This window comes from Streptomyces sp. O3, assembly GCF_054788135.1.
Genome location: NZ_JBTVYK010000020.1, coordinates 82,417 through 98,044, shown reverse-complemented (window position 1 = coordinate 98,044; position 15,628 = coordinate 82,417). Strand labels below are relative to the sequence as shown.

The following is a 15,628-nucleotide window of genomic DNA, read 5'->3' as shown; positions in this document are numbered from 1 at the left end:
CCCCCCCGCGCGCCCCCCGCCCCCCCCCCCCCGGCCCGGGGGGGGGGGGGGGGGGGGGGCCCCCCCCGGGGCGGGGGGGGCCCCCCCGGTCCGGGGTCCGGGTTTCAGGGGCAGGCAATCAGGGCAACGGCCCTTGTCGCCCTGATGATCTGACACCATTCCCCGGGGGCCCCGTTCGTCGGATGGACGGAGCTCGTACAGGTAAGACTTGCGACCAGGGGACGGATGGGACCGCGCGGTGCGGGGCTACGAACGCCAGGAGGCTGACGTCGACCACCTCTCACGGTTCGAAGCCGAGATGGAACGGCTGAAAACCGAGCGGGAGAAGGCCGTCCAGCACGCCGAGGACCTCGGCTATCAGGTCGAGGTGCTGCGCGCCAAGCTGCACGAGGCGCGGCGCAACCTCGCGAGCCGTCCTGCCTACGACACCGCGGATCTCGGCTATCAGGCCGAGCAACTGCTGCGGAACGCCCAGGCCCAGGCCGAGCAGTTGCGCTCCGACGCGGAGCGGGAACTGCGCGAGGCGCGCGCCCAGACGCAGCGCATCCTCCAGGAGCACGCCGAGCAGCAGGCCCGGCTCCAGGCCGAGTTGCACTCCGAGGCGGTGTCCCGGCGCCAGCAGCTCGACCAGGAGCTGGCCGAGCGTCGGCAGACCGTCGAGTCGCACGTCAACGAGAACGTCGCCTGGGCCGAGCAGCTCAGGAACCGCACCGAGCAGCAGGCCCGCAGGCTCCTCGACGAGTCCCGCGCCGAGGCCGAGCAGGCGCTGGCCACCGCCCGCGCCGAGGCCGAGCGGCTGACCGCGCAGGCCGGTCAGCGCCTCAGCGAGGAGGCCGAGACCGCCCGCGCGGAGGCCGAGGCGATCCTGCGCCGGGCCCGCACCGACGCCGAGCGCCTCCTGGACGCCGCGTCCACGCAGGCCCAGGAGGCCGCCGAGCACGCCGAGCAGCTCCGCTCCAGCACCACGGCCGAGGCCGAGTCGGCCCGTCGGCAGGCCACCGAGCTGAGCCGCGGCGCAGAGCAGCGGATGCAGGAGGCCGAGGAGGCGCTGCGTACGGCGCGCGGCGAGGCCGAGAAGGTCGTCAGCGAGGCGAAGGACACCGCGGCCAAGCGGCTCGCCGAGGCCGAGGCCGCGGGCGAGCAGCGCACGCGCACCGCCAAGGAGCAGGTCGCCCGGCTGGTCGAGGAGGCCACCAAGGAGGCCGAGACCGCCAGGGCCGAGGCCCAGCAGGCGCTGGCCGACGCCCGCGCCGAGGCCGAGAAGCTGATCGCCGACGCGCGCGAGAAGGCCCGTACGGAGACCGCCGAAGAGGCCGCGTCCCAGCTGTCCAGCGCGGCCCGTACCGCCGAGGAGGTGCTCACCAAGGCCTCCGCCGACGCCAAGGCGACCACCGCCGCCGCGACCGAGGAGGCCGAGCGGGTCCGCCGCGAGGCCGAGGCCGAGGCCGACCGGCTGCGCGACGAGGCGCACGACATCGCCGCCCAGCTCAAGGGCGCGGCCAAGGACGACACCAAGGAGTACCGCGCCAAGACCGTCGAGCTCCAGGAGGAGGCGCGGCGGCTGCGCGGCGAGGCCGAGCAGCTGCGCGCGGACGCGGTCGCCGAGGGCGAGCGGATCCGGGGCGAGGCGCGGCGCGAGGCCGTCCAGCAGATCGAGGAGGCGGCGGGCTCCGCCGAGGAGCTGCTGACCAAGGCCAGGGCCGACGGGGACGAGCTGCGGACCGCCGCGACCGCCGAGGCCGAGCGGGTGCGCGCGGAGGCGATCGAGCGCGCCACCTCGCTGCGCACGCAGGCCGACGAGACCCTGGAGCGCACCCGCGCGGAGGCCGAGCGGCTCCGCGCGGAGGCCGCCGAGCAGGCCGAGGCCGTCCAGGCCGAGGCCGAGCGGGCGGCGCGGCAGCTGGCCGAGGAGGCCGAGCGGGGCGCCGCCCAGCGGCAGGCCGAGGCTGCCGCCGAGCACGAACGGCTGCGCGCCGAGGCCGATGAGCGCCTGGCCGCGGCCGAGCAGGCGGTCAGCGAGGCGGGCGCGGAGGCCGAGCGGCTGCGCCGGGAGGCCAAGGACGAGGCGGAGCGGCTGCGCACCGAGGCCGCCGAGCGGGTCCGTACGCTCCAGGCGCAGGCCGAGGCGGAGGCGGAGCGGCTGCGCGACGAGGCGGCCGCCGAGGCCGCCGAGAGCCGAGCCGACGGCGAGGCCGCCGCGGCCCGGCTGCGCAGTGAGGCCGCGGGCGAGGCGGAGCGGCTGAAGTCCGAGGCGCAGGACGGCGCCGACCGGGTGCGCGCGGAGGCGGCCGCGGCCGCGGAGCGGATCTCGGCGCAGGCCGCCGAGGAGCTGACCGCGGCCCAGGAGGAGGCCGCGCGCCGCCGTCGGGAGGCCGATGAGCTGCTGTCCGCCGCGCGCGCCGAGGCCGACCAGGAGCGGGAGCGGGCCGGGGAGCAGAGCGAGGAGCTGCTCGCGGCGGCCCGCAAGCGGGTGGACGAGGCCCAGGCCGAGGCGCAGCGGCTGGGCGAGGAGGCGGACCGGCGGGCCACCGACCTGGTCGCCGCGGCCGAGCTGACCGCCCAGCAGGTACGGGACTCCGTGGCCGGTCTTCAGGAGCAGGCCGAGGAGGAGATCGCGGGGCTGCGTTCGGCGGCCGAGCACGCCGCGGAGCGCACCACATCGGAGGCCCAGGAGGAGGCCGACCGGCTGCGCGCCGAGGCGCGCGACGAACGGGAGAGCGCCACCGCCGACGCCGCCCTGCTCAGGGCCGAGGCGCGGGAGGAGACCGACGCCGCCAAGGCCCTGGCCGAGCGCACCGCTACAGAGGCGATCGCCGAGGCCGAGCGGGTACGCGAGGAGGCGACCGAGTACGCCCAGCGGCTGCGTACCGAGGCGTCGGACGCGGTGGCGGCGGCCGAGCGGGACGCGGCGCGCACCCGCGCCGAGGCTCGCGAGGACGCCAACCGCATCCGGGGCGACGCGGCGACCCAGGCAGACACGCTGGTCAGCGAGGCGACCGGCGAGGCGGAGCGGCTGCGCGCCGACTCGACCAGCGAGGCCGAGCGGGTACGCGGCGACGCGGCGGACGAGGCGGAGCGCCTGCACACCGAGTCCACCGCCACGGCGGAACGCCTGGTCAGCGAGGCGACCGCGGAAGCCGAGCGGGTACGCGACGAGGCCGCCGCCGAGGCGGAACGGCTCGTCGGGGACGCGACGACCGAAGCCGGACGCCTGCGCGCCGAGTCCACTGCCAAGGCGGAGACCCTGGTCTCCGACGCCACCGCCGAAGCCGACCGCGTACGCGCCGAAGCGACCGCCGAAGCCGAGCGCCTGGTCGGCGACGCGACCAGCGAGGCCGAGCGGCTGCGTGCCGAAGCCGCGGACAACGTCGGCTCCGCGCAGCGCTACGCCGAGCGCACCCGCGCCGAGGCCGAGCAGGTCGCGGCGGACGCGGCCGCCGACGCGGAGCGGATCAGGAGCGAGGCGCAGGCCGAGGCCGACCGCACCCGCGACGAGGCCCGCCAGGACGCCAACAAGCGCCGCAGCGAGGCCGCCGAGCAGGTCGACCTGCTGGTGTCGGAGGCGGCGGCCGAGGCGGACAAGCTGGCGGCGGACGCGCAGGACAAGGCCCGCAAGGCCACCACGGCCGCCGAGGAGCAGGCCGACACCATGGTCGGCGCCGCCCGCAAGGAGGCCGAGCGGCTGGTCGCCGAGGCGACCGTCGAGGGCAACTCGCTGGTGGAGAAGGCCCGTACGGACGCGGACGAGCTGCTGGTCGGCGCGCGCCGGGACGCGCGGACCATAACGGAGCGCGCCGAGGAGCGCCGGGACCGGATGACCACCGAGATCGAGGAGCTGCACGAGCGGGCCCGCAAGGAGTCCGCCGAGGCGATGAAGTCCGCGGGCGAGCGGTGCGACGCGCTGGTCAAGGCCGCCGAGGAGCAGCGGGCCGAGGCGGAGAGCAAGGCCAAGGAGCTGCTCTCGGAGGCGAATTCGGAGGCTGGCCGGGTGCGGATCGCCGCCGTGAAGAAGGCCGAGCAGTTGCTCAAGGAGGCCGAGCAGAAGACGGCCAAGACGCTGCGCGAGGCGGAGCGGGTGAAGAGCGAGGCCGAGGCCGAGGCGGAGCGGCTGGTCGAGGAGGGCAAGCGCGAGCTGGAGGTCCTGGTCCGCCGGCGGGAGGACATCAACGCGGAGATCTCCCGTGTCCAGGACGTACTTGAGGCGTTGGAGTCTTTCGAGGCCCCGACCGGCGGCGGCGCGTCGGGCGGCGGCAAGTCCTCCGGCGGCAAGTCCGGCGTCAAGGCCGGGGCCACGGTGGGGCCCCCTCGTTCGGGTGGCAAGAAGTCGGATGGCTAGCGCGAACGCCAGGTCCTGTGCTTTTCAGGGACATTCCGCCTGGTATCTGGCAAGCGTTCGCTCGGTTAGCCACTCGAAAGGAGGTTCATTCTCCAGATCAAACGGGCAACTGCTCGATGACACGCCGCCTCGGCCCCTAGGATTCCCCCTATCACCTCACCGGTCTCATTCGACAGGAACCCCATGAGCGACACTTCCGCCTCCCCTTACGGCTTCGAGCAGGTGCGGCGTGGTTACGACCGCGCTCAGGTGGACGACCGCATTTCCAAGCTCGTCTCCGACCGCGACAGCGCTCTGGCCCGTATCACCGCTCTTGAGAAGCGCATCGAGGAACTCCACCTCGAGACGCAGAACGCCCAGGCACAGGTGGCCGACGCCGAGCCGTCGTACGCCGGTCTCGGTGCGCGCGTCGAGAAGATCCTCCGGCTCGCCGAGGAGGAGGCCAAGGACCTGCGCGAGGAGGCCCGCCGCGCGTCCGAGCAGCACCGCGAGCTCGCCGAGTCCGCGGCCCAGCAGGTACGCAACGACGCCGAGGCGTTCGCGGCCGAGCGCAAGACCAAGGCCGAGGACGAGGGCGTCCGGATCGTCGAGAAGGCCAAGGGCGAGGCGACCGTACTGCGCAACGAGGCGCAGAAGGACGCCCAGTCCAAGCGCGAGGAAGCCGACGCGCTGTTCGAGGAGACCCGCGCCAAGGCCGCCCAGGCCGCCGCGGACTTCGAGACCAACCTGGCCAAGCGCCGCGAGCAGTCCGAGCGTGACCTGGCCTCGCGTCAGGCCAAGGCCGAGAAGCGGCTCGCGGAGATCGAGCACCGCGCCGAGCAGCTGCGCCTGGAGGCCGAGAAGCTGCGCACCGACGCGGAGCGCCGCGCCCGCCAGACGGTGGAGACCGCGCAGCGCCAGGCCGAGGACATCGTGGCCGACGCGAACGCCAAGGCGGACCGCATCCGCAGCGAATCCGAGCGCGAGCTCGCGGCGCTCACCAACCGCCGCGACTCGATCAACGCCCAGCTGACCAACGTCCGCGAGATGCTGGCCACGCTGACCGGCGCCGCGGTGGCCGCCGCCGGGAATCCGGGCGAGGAGGAGCCGGTCACCCGCGGTGTCCCGGCCCAGCAGACCCGGTAGCTTCCAGGGAGCTCATGGGGGGTCAGGCCCGCCGCCACGCCGAGTGGCAGCGGGCCTGACCCCGTCCTAGCGTGGTCGGCATGATCGAGCTCGCAGGTCTGACCAAGCGCTACGGCGAGAAGCTCGCGGTGAACGACCTGACGTTCACCGTCCGGCCAGGCGTGATCACCGGCTTTCTCGGCCCGAACGGCGCGGGCAAGTCCACGACGATGCGGATGATGCTCGGTCTCGACCGCCCCACCGCGGGCGACGTCCTGATCGACGGCAGGCACTACGACCAGATCAGACATCCGCTGAAGTACATCGGCGCCCTCCTCGACGCCAAGGCCATGCACGGCGGGCGCAGCGCCTTCAACCATCTGCTGTGCCTGGCACAGTCCAACGGCATCCCCACCAGCCGCGTCCACGAGGTCCTGGACACCGTCGGTCTCACCGCGGTGGCCAGGAAGAAGGCCAAGGGCTTCTCGCTGGGCATGGGCCAGCGCCTGGGCATCGCGGGCGCGCTGCTCGGCGATCCGAAGATCCTGATGTTCGACGAACCGGTGAACGGGCTCGACCCGGAGGGCATCCACTGGATCCGCCATCTCATGAAGGGGCTCGCGGCCCAGGGCCGTACGGTCTTCGTGTCCTCGCACCTGATGAGCGAGATGGCCCTCACCGCCGACCACCTCGTGGTGATCGGGCAGGGGCGGCTCCTCGCGGACACCCCGATGGCCGACTTCATCAAGGACAACTCGCGTACCTATGTGCGGCTGCGCTCGCCCCAGCAGGAGCGGCTGCGCGATGTGCTGCACGAGGCCGGGGTCACCGTCGTGGAGGCCGGGAGCGGCGTCCTGGAGGTGGACGGGGTGAGTTCGGACCGGCTGGGCGAACTCGCCGCCGAACGTCAGCTCGTGCTCCATGAGCTGAGCCCGCAGCAGGCGTCGCTTGAGGACGCGTTCATGCGGCTGACCGCGGAGTCGGTGGAGTACCACGCGCACCAGCAGCCCGGCCCGCCGGACACCAACGGCTGGGACGCGACGGCGGGCGGCGGGCCCGGCGCGACCGGCGTGACCGGGTGGGGCCAGCCGCGTGCCCCGCGGAAGGAGAGCTGACCGGATGGCATCGACCCGAGTGCTGAGGTCGGAGTGGACCAAGATCAGGTCGGTCGCGTCGACGGTGTGGACGCTGGGGCTCGCCGTGGTGGTGACGATCGCGCTCGGAATACTGATCAGTATTCTGGTGCGGAATGACTTCGACAACCTGAGCGCGAACGAACAGCGGGCCTTCGATCCGACTTTCGTCAGTTTCGCCGGAATGAGCCTGGGGCAGCTGGCGATGATTGTTTTCGGTGTGCTGGTGGTGTCCAACGAGTACAGCACCGGAATGATCCGTACGTCGCTGGCCGCCGTTCCACAGCGCGCGCGATTCCTGTTCAGCAAGATCGCCGTGGCCACGGCGCTCGCACTGGTGGTCTCGCTCGCCACCAGCTTCGCCGCCTTCTTCCTCGGCCAGGCCATGCTGGGCGAGCACCGGGCCGCGCTCGGCGATCCGGGAGTGCTGCGCGCGGTGATCGGCGGCGGGCTCTATATGACGCTGATCGCGGTGTTCTCGATGGGCGTCGCGGCGATGCTGCGCAGCCCGATGCTGGCGCTGGGCATTCTGATGCCGTTCTTCTTCCTGATCTCCAACATCCTGGGGAACGTCCCGGCCACCGAGAAGGTCGGCCGGTACCTCCCCGACCAGGCGGGCAGCAAGATCATGCAGGTGGTCAGCCCGATCGACGACGACACCCCGTACGGGCCGTGGGGCGGATTCGCGATCATGGTGGTCTGGGTGGCGGCGTCCGTGATCGGCGGGTATCTCCTGCTGAAGAAGCGAGATGCTTGAGCGTTCACCCAACTAGTCCCGGCTTTCCCGGAACCGTCAGCGTGTCGCTATCCTCCTAAGTCTTACGGGGGAGCACGCGAGTGCCCCGACACCAGGAACCTGTCGATGGGTGCACAGCATGATCGAGGCAGTCGGACTGACCAAGCGCTACGGCGCGAAGACCGCCGTGTACAACCTCTCCTTCCAGGTACGGCCCGGAATGGTCACCGGCTTCCTCGGGCCCAACGGCTCGGGCAAGTCCACGACGATGCGGATGATCCTGGGGCTCGACCAGCCGACCGCGGGCCGGGTGACCATCGCCGGGCACCCCTTCCGGAACCTGCCGAACGCGCCCCGCCAGGTCGGCGCGCTGCTGGACGCCAAGGCGGTGCACGGCGGGCGCAGCGCCCGCAGCCACCTGCTCTCGCTGGCGCAGCTGTCCGGCATCCCGGCCCGCCGGGTCGACGAGGTGCTCGGCGTCGTGGGTCTGCACGAGGTGGCGAAGAAGCGCTCCAAGGGCTTCTCGCTCGGTATGGGCCAGCGCCTCGGCATCGCGGCGGCGCTGCTCGGCGACCCGCAGGTGCTGCTCTTCGACGAGCCGGTCAACGGCCTGGACCCGGAGGGCATTCTCTGGGTCCGCAACCTGATGAAGCGGCTCGCCGCGGAAGGCCGCACGGTCTTCGTCTCCTCGCACCTGATGAGCGAGATGGCCCTCACCGCCGACCACCTGATCGTGATCGGGCGCGGGCAGCTGCTGTCCGACATGAGCGTCAAGGACTTCATCTCGGCCAACTCCGCCGACTTCGCCCGCGTGCGCACCCCGCACACCGACCCCGAGCAGCGCGAGAAGCTGAGCTCGGCGCTGACCGAAGCGGGCGGCCAGGTGCTGCCCGAGCAGGACGGGGCGCTGCGGGTGACCGGTCTTCCGCTGCCCCGGATCAGCGACCTCGCGCACGACGCCGACGTACGGCTGTGGGAGCTGTCCCCGCACCAGGCCTCGCTGGAAGAGGCGTACATGCGGATGACGCAGGGCGCGGTCGACTACCGCTCCACGGCCGACCAGCGGGCCGGGCTCCAGCAGACGCTGCCCGCGCCCGGCGTGCCGGGGCAGCCGCCGGTGCCGGGGCAGGGCCAGCCGGACTGGTACGCGCCCCCGCCGCCGCAGCAGGGCGGGCAGCCGTTCGCGATGCCGCAGGATCCCGCGCAGGCCGGACCGGGTGCCGTGGGGCAGCCGAACCCGTACGCCCCGCAGCCCGCGGCGGCTCCTGCCCCGGCCGCCGCACCGGTCGCACCGGCCTCGGCTGCCGCACCGGCCGCCGACCTGACCGAGCGCGGCGACGCGCCCGCCGCCGACACCGCTGAGGCCGCCGAGCCCGCCGACACCAAGGACGCCCGATGACCACGCCGCCCATGCCGTCGACGCCGCAGCCGCAGGCCCCCGCGCAGGCCGGGCAGGCCGCCCCGCCGTTCCCTGGGCAGGCGGGTGGCACGTACACCTCGCCGATCCCGATCAAACAGACCCACATCGGGCACGCCATCGCCTCGGAGTGGACGAAGATCCGGTCGGTGCGCTCCACGATGTGGACGCTCGGGGTCATGGTCTTCCTGATGCTGGCCCTCGGCCTGCTCGTCGCCTGGGCCGTCAGCTCCGCCGACGCCGACCTGGAGGGCGAGTCCGTGCTGGGACTCGGCTTCTTCGGCGTCCTGTTCGGCTCGCTGTGCGTCATCACGCTGGGCGTGCTGACCATCGCGTCCGAGTACGGGACCGGCATGATCCGCACCACGCTCACCGCCTGCCCCAGCCGGGGCCGGGTGCTCGCCGCCAAGGCACTGGTGTTCTTCGGGCTGGTCTTCACGATCACCACGGTGATGGCCGCCGTCGTCGGCGTACTCCAGAACGCGATCGTGGACTCCGGCACCTCGACCGGCGAGGACTGGCTGCGCGCGACGGTGGGCGTGGGCCTGTACGTCGCGTCCCTGGGGCTGGTCTCGCTCGCCGTGGGCGCCCTGGTGCGGCACTCCGCGGGTGCGATCACCATCATGATCGGCGTGGTGCTGGTGCCGCTGGTGGTGGCGCTGTTCCTGTTCGTCGAGTCGATGGAGAAGGTCCGGACCGCGCTGTTCGAGTACTCGATCCCCAGCCAGATCGGCGTGCTCTACAGCAACACGGTCACCGACTCTGGCCCGCAGGGCTGGACGCCGCTGTGGATCATGCTGGGGGCCGCCGTGGTCGCCCTGGGCGGCGCCTTCGCCGCGCTGGAGTCCCGCGACGTGTGAGCCGGGCATCCACCCGCCCCGCTCAGTAGCGCGGAGCGTTCCGGGACCGCCGTACCCCCGTGGTGCGGCGGTCCCGTGCGTTCCAGCAGGCCTTGTGCCAGTGCCGACGGTCGTCCACACCGCCGAATTCCGGCCAGGCCACCACATGCGGCATCCCGGACGGGATCTCCTGGTCGCAGCCGGGGCAGCGGTACGTCTTGCCCGCCGCGCTCGCGCCCGCCACATGCCGCACCGAGAACTCCTCGCCCTGCCAGGTCTCCGTGCTCTGGAAGCCGCCGTACCGGCCGCGCTCCTCCTCGGCGCCCCTGTGTGAGGAGGCGCCGCCGCCGCGACGGGTCGGGACACGGTTCTTGCGCGGGGACACGGGGACACCTCACCGGCCGTACGGGGACTCCTGATCCCGCCCAGCCTACGCGGCGCGCGACCGGGGTAGACGCTTCTCCGCAGAACCCCACCGCGACCGCGGCCGTGCCGCTCATCATGAAATGAGCCAACCTGTGCGGCGGCCCGTGCCCTTGGCACGTGTCACGCGTTATTGCCGGTAGGGGGAGTCACCGCGTCGGCGCCGAGGAGGCAGGAGACGCCATGCGCGTAGGAAGTTTCGTACTGGCCGCGCAGTTCCCGGGCCAGGGTCAAGGGGAGGCGCTGCACCGCGCGGTGCGCACCGCGGAGGTCGCCGAAGAGGCCGGACTGGACTCGGTCTGGCTCGCCGAACACCACTTCGTGCCCTACGGCGTCTGCCCGTCGGCGGTGACCCTGGCCGCGCTGCTGCTCGGGCGCACCCGGCGGATCCGGGTCGGCACGGCGGTCTCGGTACTGCCCACCCAGCACCCGGTCGCACTCGGCGAGCAGGCCGCCCTGCTGCACCTCACCAGCGGCGGGCGGTTCTCGCTCGGCGTGGGGCGCGGCGGCCCCTGGGTCGACCTGGAGGTCTTCGGCTCAGGCGCGGCGGCGTATGAGACGGGGTTCCCGGAGTCGCTCGACCTGCTGCGGCGCTGGCTGAGCGAGCCCCGCGTCGCGGCCTCCGGCGACCGTTTCGCCTTTCGTGAGGTCGCCGTCGTACCGCGTCCGGACGAGGCGCTCAGCGGCCAGGACGGGCCCGAGGTGATCGTCGCCTGCACCTCGCCCGCGAGTGTCCGGCTGGCGGCGGAGCGCGGCCTGCCCATGCTGCTCGGGATGCACGTCGGGGACGACGAGAAGGCCGAGATGGTCGCCGCCTGGCGCGGCCACGCGCTGGCGGCGGGGCTGCCGCCGGAGCGGGTCGCCGCCGCCGGTCATGTCTCGGCCGGGGTGGCCCAGGTCGCGGACCGTACGCGGCACGCCGCGGAGACCCTGCTGAAGGCCATGCCGGGTTGGCTGAAAGCCGGGCTCGACGCCCATGTCACCGTGGACGGGCGGGTGCGCGCGATGCGGGACCCGGTGGCGTACACCGAACTCCTGTGCAGGCTGCACCCGGTGGGCACGCCCCGGCTCTGCGCGGACCGGCTGGCGGCGACGTCGGAGCGTACGGGCATCACGCGCTTCGCGCTCCTGGTGGAGGGCTCCGGCGACCTGGCGGCCACGGAGGACAACGTACGACGGCTCGGCGCCGAGGTACTCCCCCGGCTGGGCTAGACACTCCCCCGACTGAGCCGAGGGCCGCCCATGGGTCCCCGAGGCCCTGGCCCGCGACCGCGGCCGGGCTGCCGCTCCGGTACCTGTACACCTCCCGCGTACGGAGCGGCAGCGACTCGGCTCAGCAGTCCCTGAGTTCCGGCGACTGGTTCAGCAACTGGCCCCGGATCGAGGTGAACCGGGCCAGTCGGTCGTCAGCCGTGGAGTCCAGCGGAAAGACCGCGACGCGGTGGCAGTTCTGGAAGGCGAGGCGCACTCCGAAGTGCCTCTCCAGCGCACCGCGTATCGCGTCGCTGGCCAGCGCACGCAGAAGCTGGCCACGCGCCTGCTCATCCGGCGGCGGCGTCTGGTTGTCGGCGAACTCACCGCCGTCGACCTTCAGCTGAGCCACCAGGGAGCTGACCATCTCCCACGCGTAGGGCAGGGAGGTCCGGACGCAGTCGACGAAGGCGGCTTCGTCGACCTCGCCTCGCTCGGCCTGTTCCAACAGTGCCGGTGAGACGTCGAGCGACATGAGTTCTCCTCTCGCGCCCCCGCGGCGAGCGAGGGCTGACGGACAGGCAGGGAGACCGCCTACGCAGCGTGCACGCGCCACGACCTCCCGCTTATACGGTAAGCATCGTGTCCGCCCCGCACCAGGAGAATGCACGTACAACTGGCCAATAACGAACGGGGGTTTACTGGATATAAGGGGCGGCCCTGTGAGGGCGCGCGGGCGGGCGGGACGAGCGGACCGCGTGTGCCCCAGGGGACGGATCGCACGTGGCCGAGAGGGACGAATCGCGTGCGAGCCCGGTGGTCGAGTAGCGTTGCCGACCATGCGTCTTGTCATCGCCCGCTGCTCCGTGGACTACGCGGGCAGGCTCACCGCCCATCTGCCCCTCGCGCCCCGTCTGATCCTGGTCAAGGCGGACGGCAGCGTCTCCGTCCACGCGGACGACCGGGCCTACAAGCCCCTCAACTGGATGTCCCCGCCCTGCACGCTGAAGGAGGGCACCGGCGACGAGACCGGTGTATGGACCGTCGTCAACAAGGCGGGCGAGAAGCTCATCATCACGATGGAGGAGGTCCTGCACGACTCGTCGCACGAGTTGGGCGTGGACCCCGGTCTCATCAAGGACGGCGTGGAAGCACACCTCCAGGAGCTGCTCGCCGACCGGATCGAGACGCTCGGCGAGGGCTACACGCTGATCCGCCGCGAGTATCCGACGGCCATCGGGCCGGTCGACATCCTGTGCCGGGACGCGGACGGCGCGACCGTCGCCGTGGAGATCAAGCGCCGCGGCGAGATCGACGGCGTGGAGCAGCTGACCCGCTATCTGGAGCTGCTCAACCGTGACCCGCACCTGGCGCCCGTACGGGGTGTGTTCGCCGCCCAGGAGATCAAGCCGCAGGCGCGGGTCCTGGCGACGGACCGGGGCATCGGGTGCGCGGTGCTCGACTATGACGCGCTGCGCGGTATCGAGGACGACAAGCTGAGGCTGTTCTAGGACCTGACCCGCCGGACGCCCTGGCCGGGGCTCCGGCCGGTCCCGGCCGGAGCTCTCGGCTCCCCGGCCGGCCGTTCTTTGGCCGATACGGCGCGTGCCGCGCCGCCCGGAGGTGCTCCGGGCGGCGCGGCACGGTCGTGTCCGGGGGCTCTGGCGACGCGCCGCGGTCCGTCAGATGACGGAGTCCGACGCGGTCGGCGAGTCCTCGGGGCCGTCGCCGCTCGCGGGCGCGCTGCTGCTCGCCGGGGCGGTGGACGTCGGGGCGCTCGCCGACGTCGTGGTGCCGGGTGTGGTCTCCTCCGGCGGCTGCTCGGTGGTCGGCTCAGGCTCCGGGTCCGGCTCCTGGGTGGTCGGCTCCGGGTCGGTGGGGTCCGCATCGCTCGGCTCCGGCTCCGGGTCATCGGTGGCCGGGTCCGAGTCGGTGGGGTCCGGGTCGGTCGGGTCGCCGCCGCCGGGGTCCGGGTTGGTGGGTTCCGGCCAGGTCGGGTCGGGCCGCGTGGGGTCCGGGGAGGTCGGCTGGCTGCCCGACGCGGACGGGTCCGGGGTCTCGGACGTGTCGGGGCTGGTGGACGGGTCGCCGCTCGGCTCGCCGGTGTGGCCACCCGGTTCGTCCGTGCCCTGGACGACGCCGGGGACACCGCCGCCACCGGGGTGGCTGGTGACGGTGGTGCTGCCGGGGGCCTTGGCCGACGGGTCCGCGGGGCGGCCGTCGTCGCCGCTGTCCTGGCTGGCCGACGGGTTCGGCTTGACGGTGTTGGCGGGCGGCTCCTCGCCCGATGTGGCGCCGAGGGTCACCACCGTGCCGAGTACGGCCACGAGCAGGGCGCCCGCGCCTCCGGCGACCAGATTGCGCCGGGCCCCGGTGAGGAAGGTGCGGCGGGTTCCGGCCATGGCGGGACGACCGCCGCCGAAGACGGGCGACGGGGCCCGGCTGACCAGAGTCTCGTCGGTCTTCTCGTTCGGCGGCTCGGGGAGCGACAGGGCCGCGGGTATGCCGGGCGCAGGCGTGCCCGGCCTGGGTACGCCGGACGCGGGTATGCCGGACGCGGGTACGCCGGGAGTGAGCGGGCCGGGCGAGGGGGTGCCCGTCGCGGGTGTGCCGACCATGCCGCCGAGCGGCGACGCCGACGCGTCGTACCGCGCGGCCGGTACCTCCTCTCCCGCCGGGGTGCGCCCGCCGTACACGACGCCGCCCGAGCGGTCGGCGACCAGCGCCAGCGCCCGGCGTCCGGCGACCGTGCCGCGCTTGTCCGCGAGTACGCCGCGCATGCCGATGGACGCTTCGAGTTCCGCCCTGGCGCGGTCCAGCTGGCCGCCGAGCAGCGCGAGTATCCCGAGGTCGTGGTGGAAGTACGCCTCTTCGGCGACCTCGCCCGCGCGCCGCGCCGCCTCAAGGCCGGTGCGCAGCGCACGCTCCCAGGCGCTCCAGCCGAGCCCGGCCGCGAACGCCGGGGCGGCCGTACGCGCGAGCAGCACGGCACAGCTCGGCTGCCCCGAGTCCCCGCCGGAGACCTGGGCGGTCAGCGCGGCCAGGATCGCGTCCGCCTCGGCGACGGCGCGCCGCGGGGTGACCGACGGGTGCCCCGCCCACCAGGCGTAGTGCTGGGCCGCGGTGTGCGCGCGCTCGGCCGCGTCGTCGCCGTACCCGGCCGCCGTCAGCTGGGCGCGCACCCCGGCCGCGAGCCGGTAGCCGGAGCCGACCGGGGTGACCAGGGCGACGCCCGCCAGCTCGCCGAGCGCGGCGTCCGCGTGGGTGTCCCCGACCAGCGCGGGCAGATGCGCCTGGTGCGGGACCTCGCCGCCGAGCGCGACGGCGAACCGGAGCGCGGCGCGGGCCGACTCGCTCAGCCGGGAGGCGAGCAGCTCGGCGGGCGCGGCGCCTTCGGCGAGGGTCGGCAGCGGCGGTACGGCGGAGCCGTCGTCGGCCCCGTCGGCCCCGTCGGCCCCGTCGGCGTCCGGGTCGGCGAGTTGCCGGTCGCGCTGGAGCAGCAGCGCCCCGGCCTGGACGAAGCGCAGCGGCAGGCCCTCGGACTCGAACCACAGGTCGCCGGCCCAGCTCGCCTCGTCCTCGGTGAGGGCGCGGTCCACACAGCGCGCCAGGAGTTCGAGGCCGCCGCCGCGGCTGAGCCCGCCGAGGAAGACCTCCTCGATGTGCGAGTCGGAGGACGGGGCGGGGACGTCGGGCGTCGCGGCGAACAGGAAGGCGCACTCGGGGGTGGCGGCCAGGACCTCGTCGAGCGCGGCCGCGCCGAACTCCAGGTCGTCCACGACGACGACCGCGCCGATGCCGCCGACCAGTTCGAGCAGTTCGGCGCGGTCGGGGCGGTAGCCGTCGGCCGTGAAAACGGCCGCGTACAGCTCGAAGAGCAGGTCGGTCGCGCCGCGGCGGTGGCCGCTGAGCCGGATGACGCCGTCGGGCGCGAGGTCCGCGCAGTCCTTGGCGACGGCGTCGATGAGGCTCGTACGGCCCGATCCCGCGGGCCCGGTGAGCCGCACCGAGCGTCCGCGCGCGAGCAGGCGCGCCAGCCGCTCGCGCTCCTCCCCGCGCTCCAGGAGCGGCGGCTCGGCGCCGAGACCGGCGACGCCGTTCGGCGGCGCGGGCGGGAGGGCCGCGCGGCGGCGCTCGGCTCGCTCCGCGCTGGTCTGTCTGCGCGGCCGCGGCGGCAGCTGGCCAGGCGGGCAGGGTTCGATCTCGCTGCCGTCGACGGGGTTGACCGTCAGCAGGAAGTCGCCCGAGACCACCTGGACGACGCGGCTGGGCGCGGGGCCGCCGGAGTCGGGCGGGAGCGCGTCCCACGGCGGGCCCGCGCCGCCCGGATCGTCTCCGCGCGCGTCGAAGGCGCCTCGGGCGGCGCGGCCGCCGCCCGGTATGTCGTCGTCGTGTCCGTGCTCTTCCGGCATCTGGTTGATCGGGTCCATGGCTCAAGCCCCCCAAAAG

General features: G+C 73.8%; 11 protein-coding genes. 8 read left to right on the top strand and 3 right to left on the bottom strand.

Annotation, left to right across the window (positions count from 1 at the left end; all coding sequences use genetic code 11):
- Positions 1 to 238 precede the first annotated feature (238 nt).
- The 6 genes from scy to ACX6XY_RS12700 all read left to right on the top strand — a co-directional run bounded on the left by scy (position 239) and on the right by ACX6XY_RS12700 (position 9,586).
- Positions 239 to 4,336: a polarized growth protein Scy gene (gene scy / locus ACX6XY_RS12725; protein WP_460329451.1), complete on the top strand. Its 4,098-nt coding sequence runs from the start codon at positions 239 to 241 to the stop codon at positions 4,334 to 4,336.
- Between the two features lie 183 nt (positions 4,337 to 4,519).
- Positions 4,520 to 5,461, top strand: coding sequence for a cellulose-binding protein (locus ACX6XY_RS12720; protein ID WP_460329441.1), 942 nt, complete (start codon positions 4,520 to 4,522; stop codon positions 5,459 to 5,461).
- 80 nt (positions 5,462 to 5,541) lie between these two features.
- On the top strand, positions 5,542 to 6,555 hold the full coding sequence (locus ACX6XY_RS12715) for an ABC transporter ATP-binding protein (RefSeq protein WP_460329439.1): 1,014 nt from the start codon (positions 5,542 to 5,544) through the stop codon (positions 6,553 to 6,555).
- 4 nt (positions 6,556 to 6,559) lie between these two features.
- Positions 6,560 to 7,330, top strand: coding sequence for an ABC transporter permease (locus tag ACX6XY_RS12710; protein WP_460329437.1), 771 nt, complete (start codon positions 6,560 to 6,562; stop codon positions 7,328 to 7,330).
- Between the two features lie 118 nt (positions 7,331 to 7,448).
- Complete coding sequence (locus ACX6XY_RS12705) at positions 7,449 to 8,708, top strand: ABC transporter ATP-binding protein (RefSeq protein ID WP_460329435.1); 1,260 nt, start codon at positions 7,449 to 7,451, stop codon at positions 8,706 to 8,708.
- The gene (locus ACX6XY_RS12700) at positions 8,705 to 9,586 is read left to right on the top strand and encodes an ABC transporter permease (RefSeq protein WP_460329433.1); all 882 of its coding nucleotides are present in this window, start codon (positions 8,705 to 8,707) and stop codon (positions 9,584 to 9,586) included. The genes ACX6XY_RS12705 and ACX6XY_RS12700 overlap by 4 nt, the downstream gene beginning before the upstream one ends.
- Before the next feature lie 22 nt (positions 9,587 to 9,608).
- Here ACX6XY_RS12700 and ACX6XY_RS12695 read toward each other — a convergent pair whose 3' ends face one another.
- Complete coding sequence (locus tag ACX6XY_RS12695) at positions 9,609 to 9,950, bottom strand: ATP/GTP-binding protein (RefSeq protein ID WP_460329431.1); 342 nt, start codon at positions 9,948 to 9,950, stop codon at positions 9,609 to 9,611.
- A gap of 221 nt (positions 9,951 to 10,171) precedes the next feature.
- On the opposite strand from ACX6XY_RS12695, the gene ACX6XY_RS12690 reads away from it, so the two are divergent.
- Positions 10,172 to 11,200 carry an LLM class flavin-dependent oxidoreductase gene (locus tag ACX6XY_RS12690; protein ID WP_460329429.1) on the top strand — a complete coding sequence of 343 codons (1,029 nt, stop codon included), beginning with the start codon at positions 10,172 to 10,174 and terminating at the stop codon, positions 11,198 to 11,200.
- Between the two features lie 121 nt (positions 11,201 to 11,321).
- Here the strand turns inward: ACX6XY_RS12690 and ACX6XY_RS12685 are convergent, their stop codons facing one another.
- Positions 11,322 to 11,714, bottom strand: a complete 393-nt coding sequence (locus ACX6XY_RS12685; protein WP_460329427.1) for an SCO5389 family protein — start codon at positions 11,712 to 11,714, stop codon at positions 11,322 to 11,324.
- A gap of 304 nt (positions 11,715 to 12,018) precedes the next feature.
- On the opposite strand from ACX6XY_RS12685, the gene nucS reads away from it, so the two are divergent.
- Positions 12,019 to 12,690: an endonuclease NucS gene (nucS, locus tag ACX6XY_RS12680; protein WP_460329425.1), complete on the top strand. Its 672-nt coding sequence runs from the start codon at positions 12,019 to 12,021 to the stop codon at positions 12,688 to 12,690.
- A gap of 171 nt (positions 12,691 to 12,861) precedes the next feature.
- On the opposite strand, the gene ACX6XY_RS12675 is transcribed toward nucS, so the two are convergent.
- Complete coding sequence (locus tag ACX6XY_RS12675; RefSeq protein WP_460329423.1) at positions 12,862 to 15,609, bottom strand: ATP-binding protein; 2,748 nt, start codon at positions 15,607 to 15,609, stop codon at positions 12,862 to 12,864.
- Positions 15,610 to 15,628: the final 19 nt, after the last annotated feature.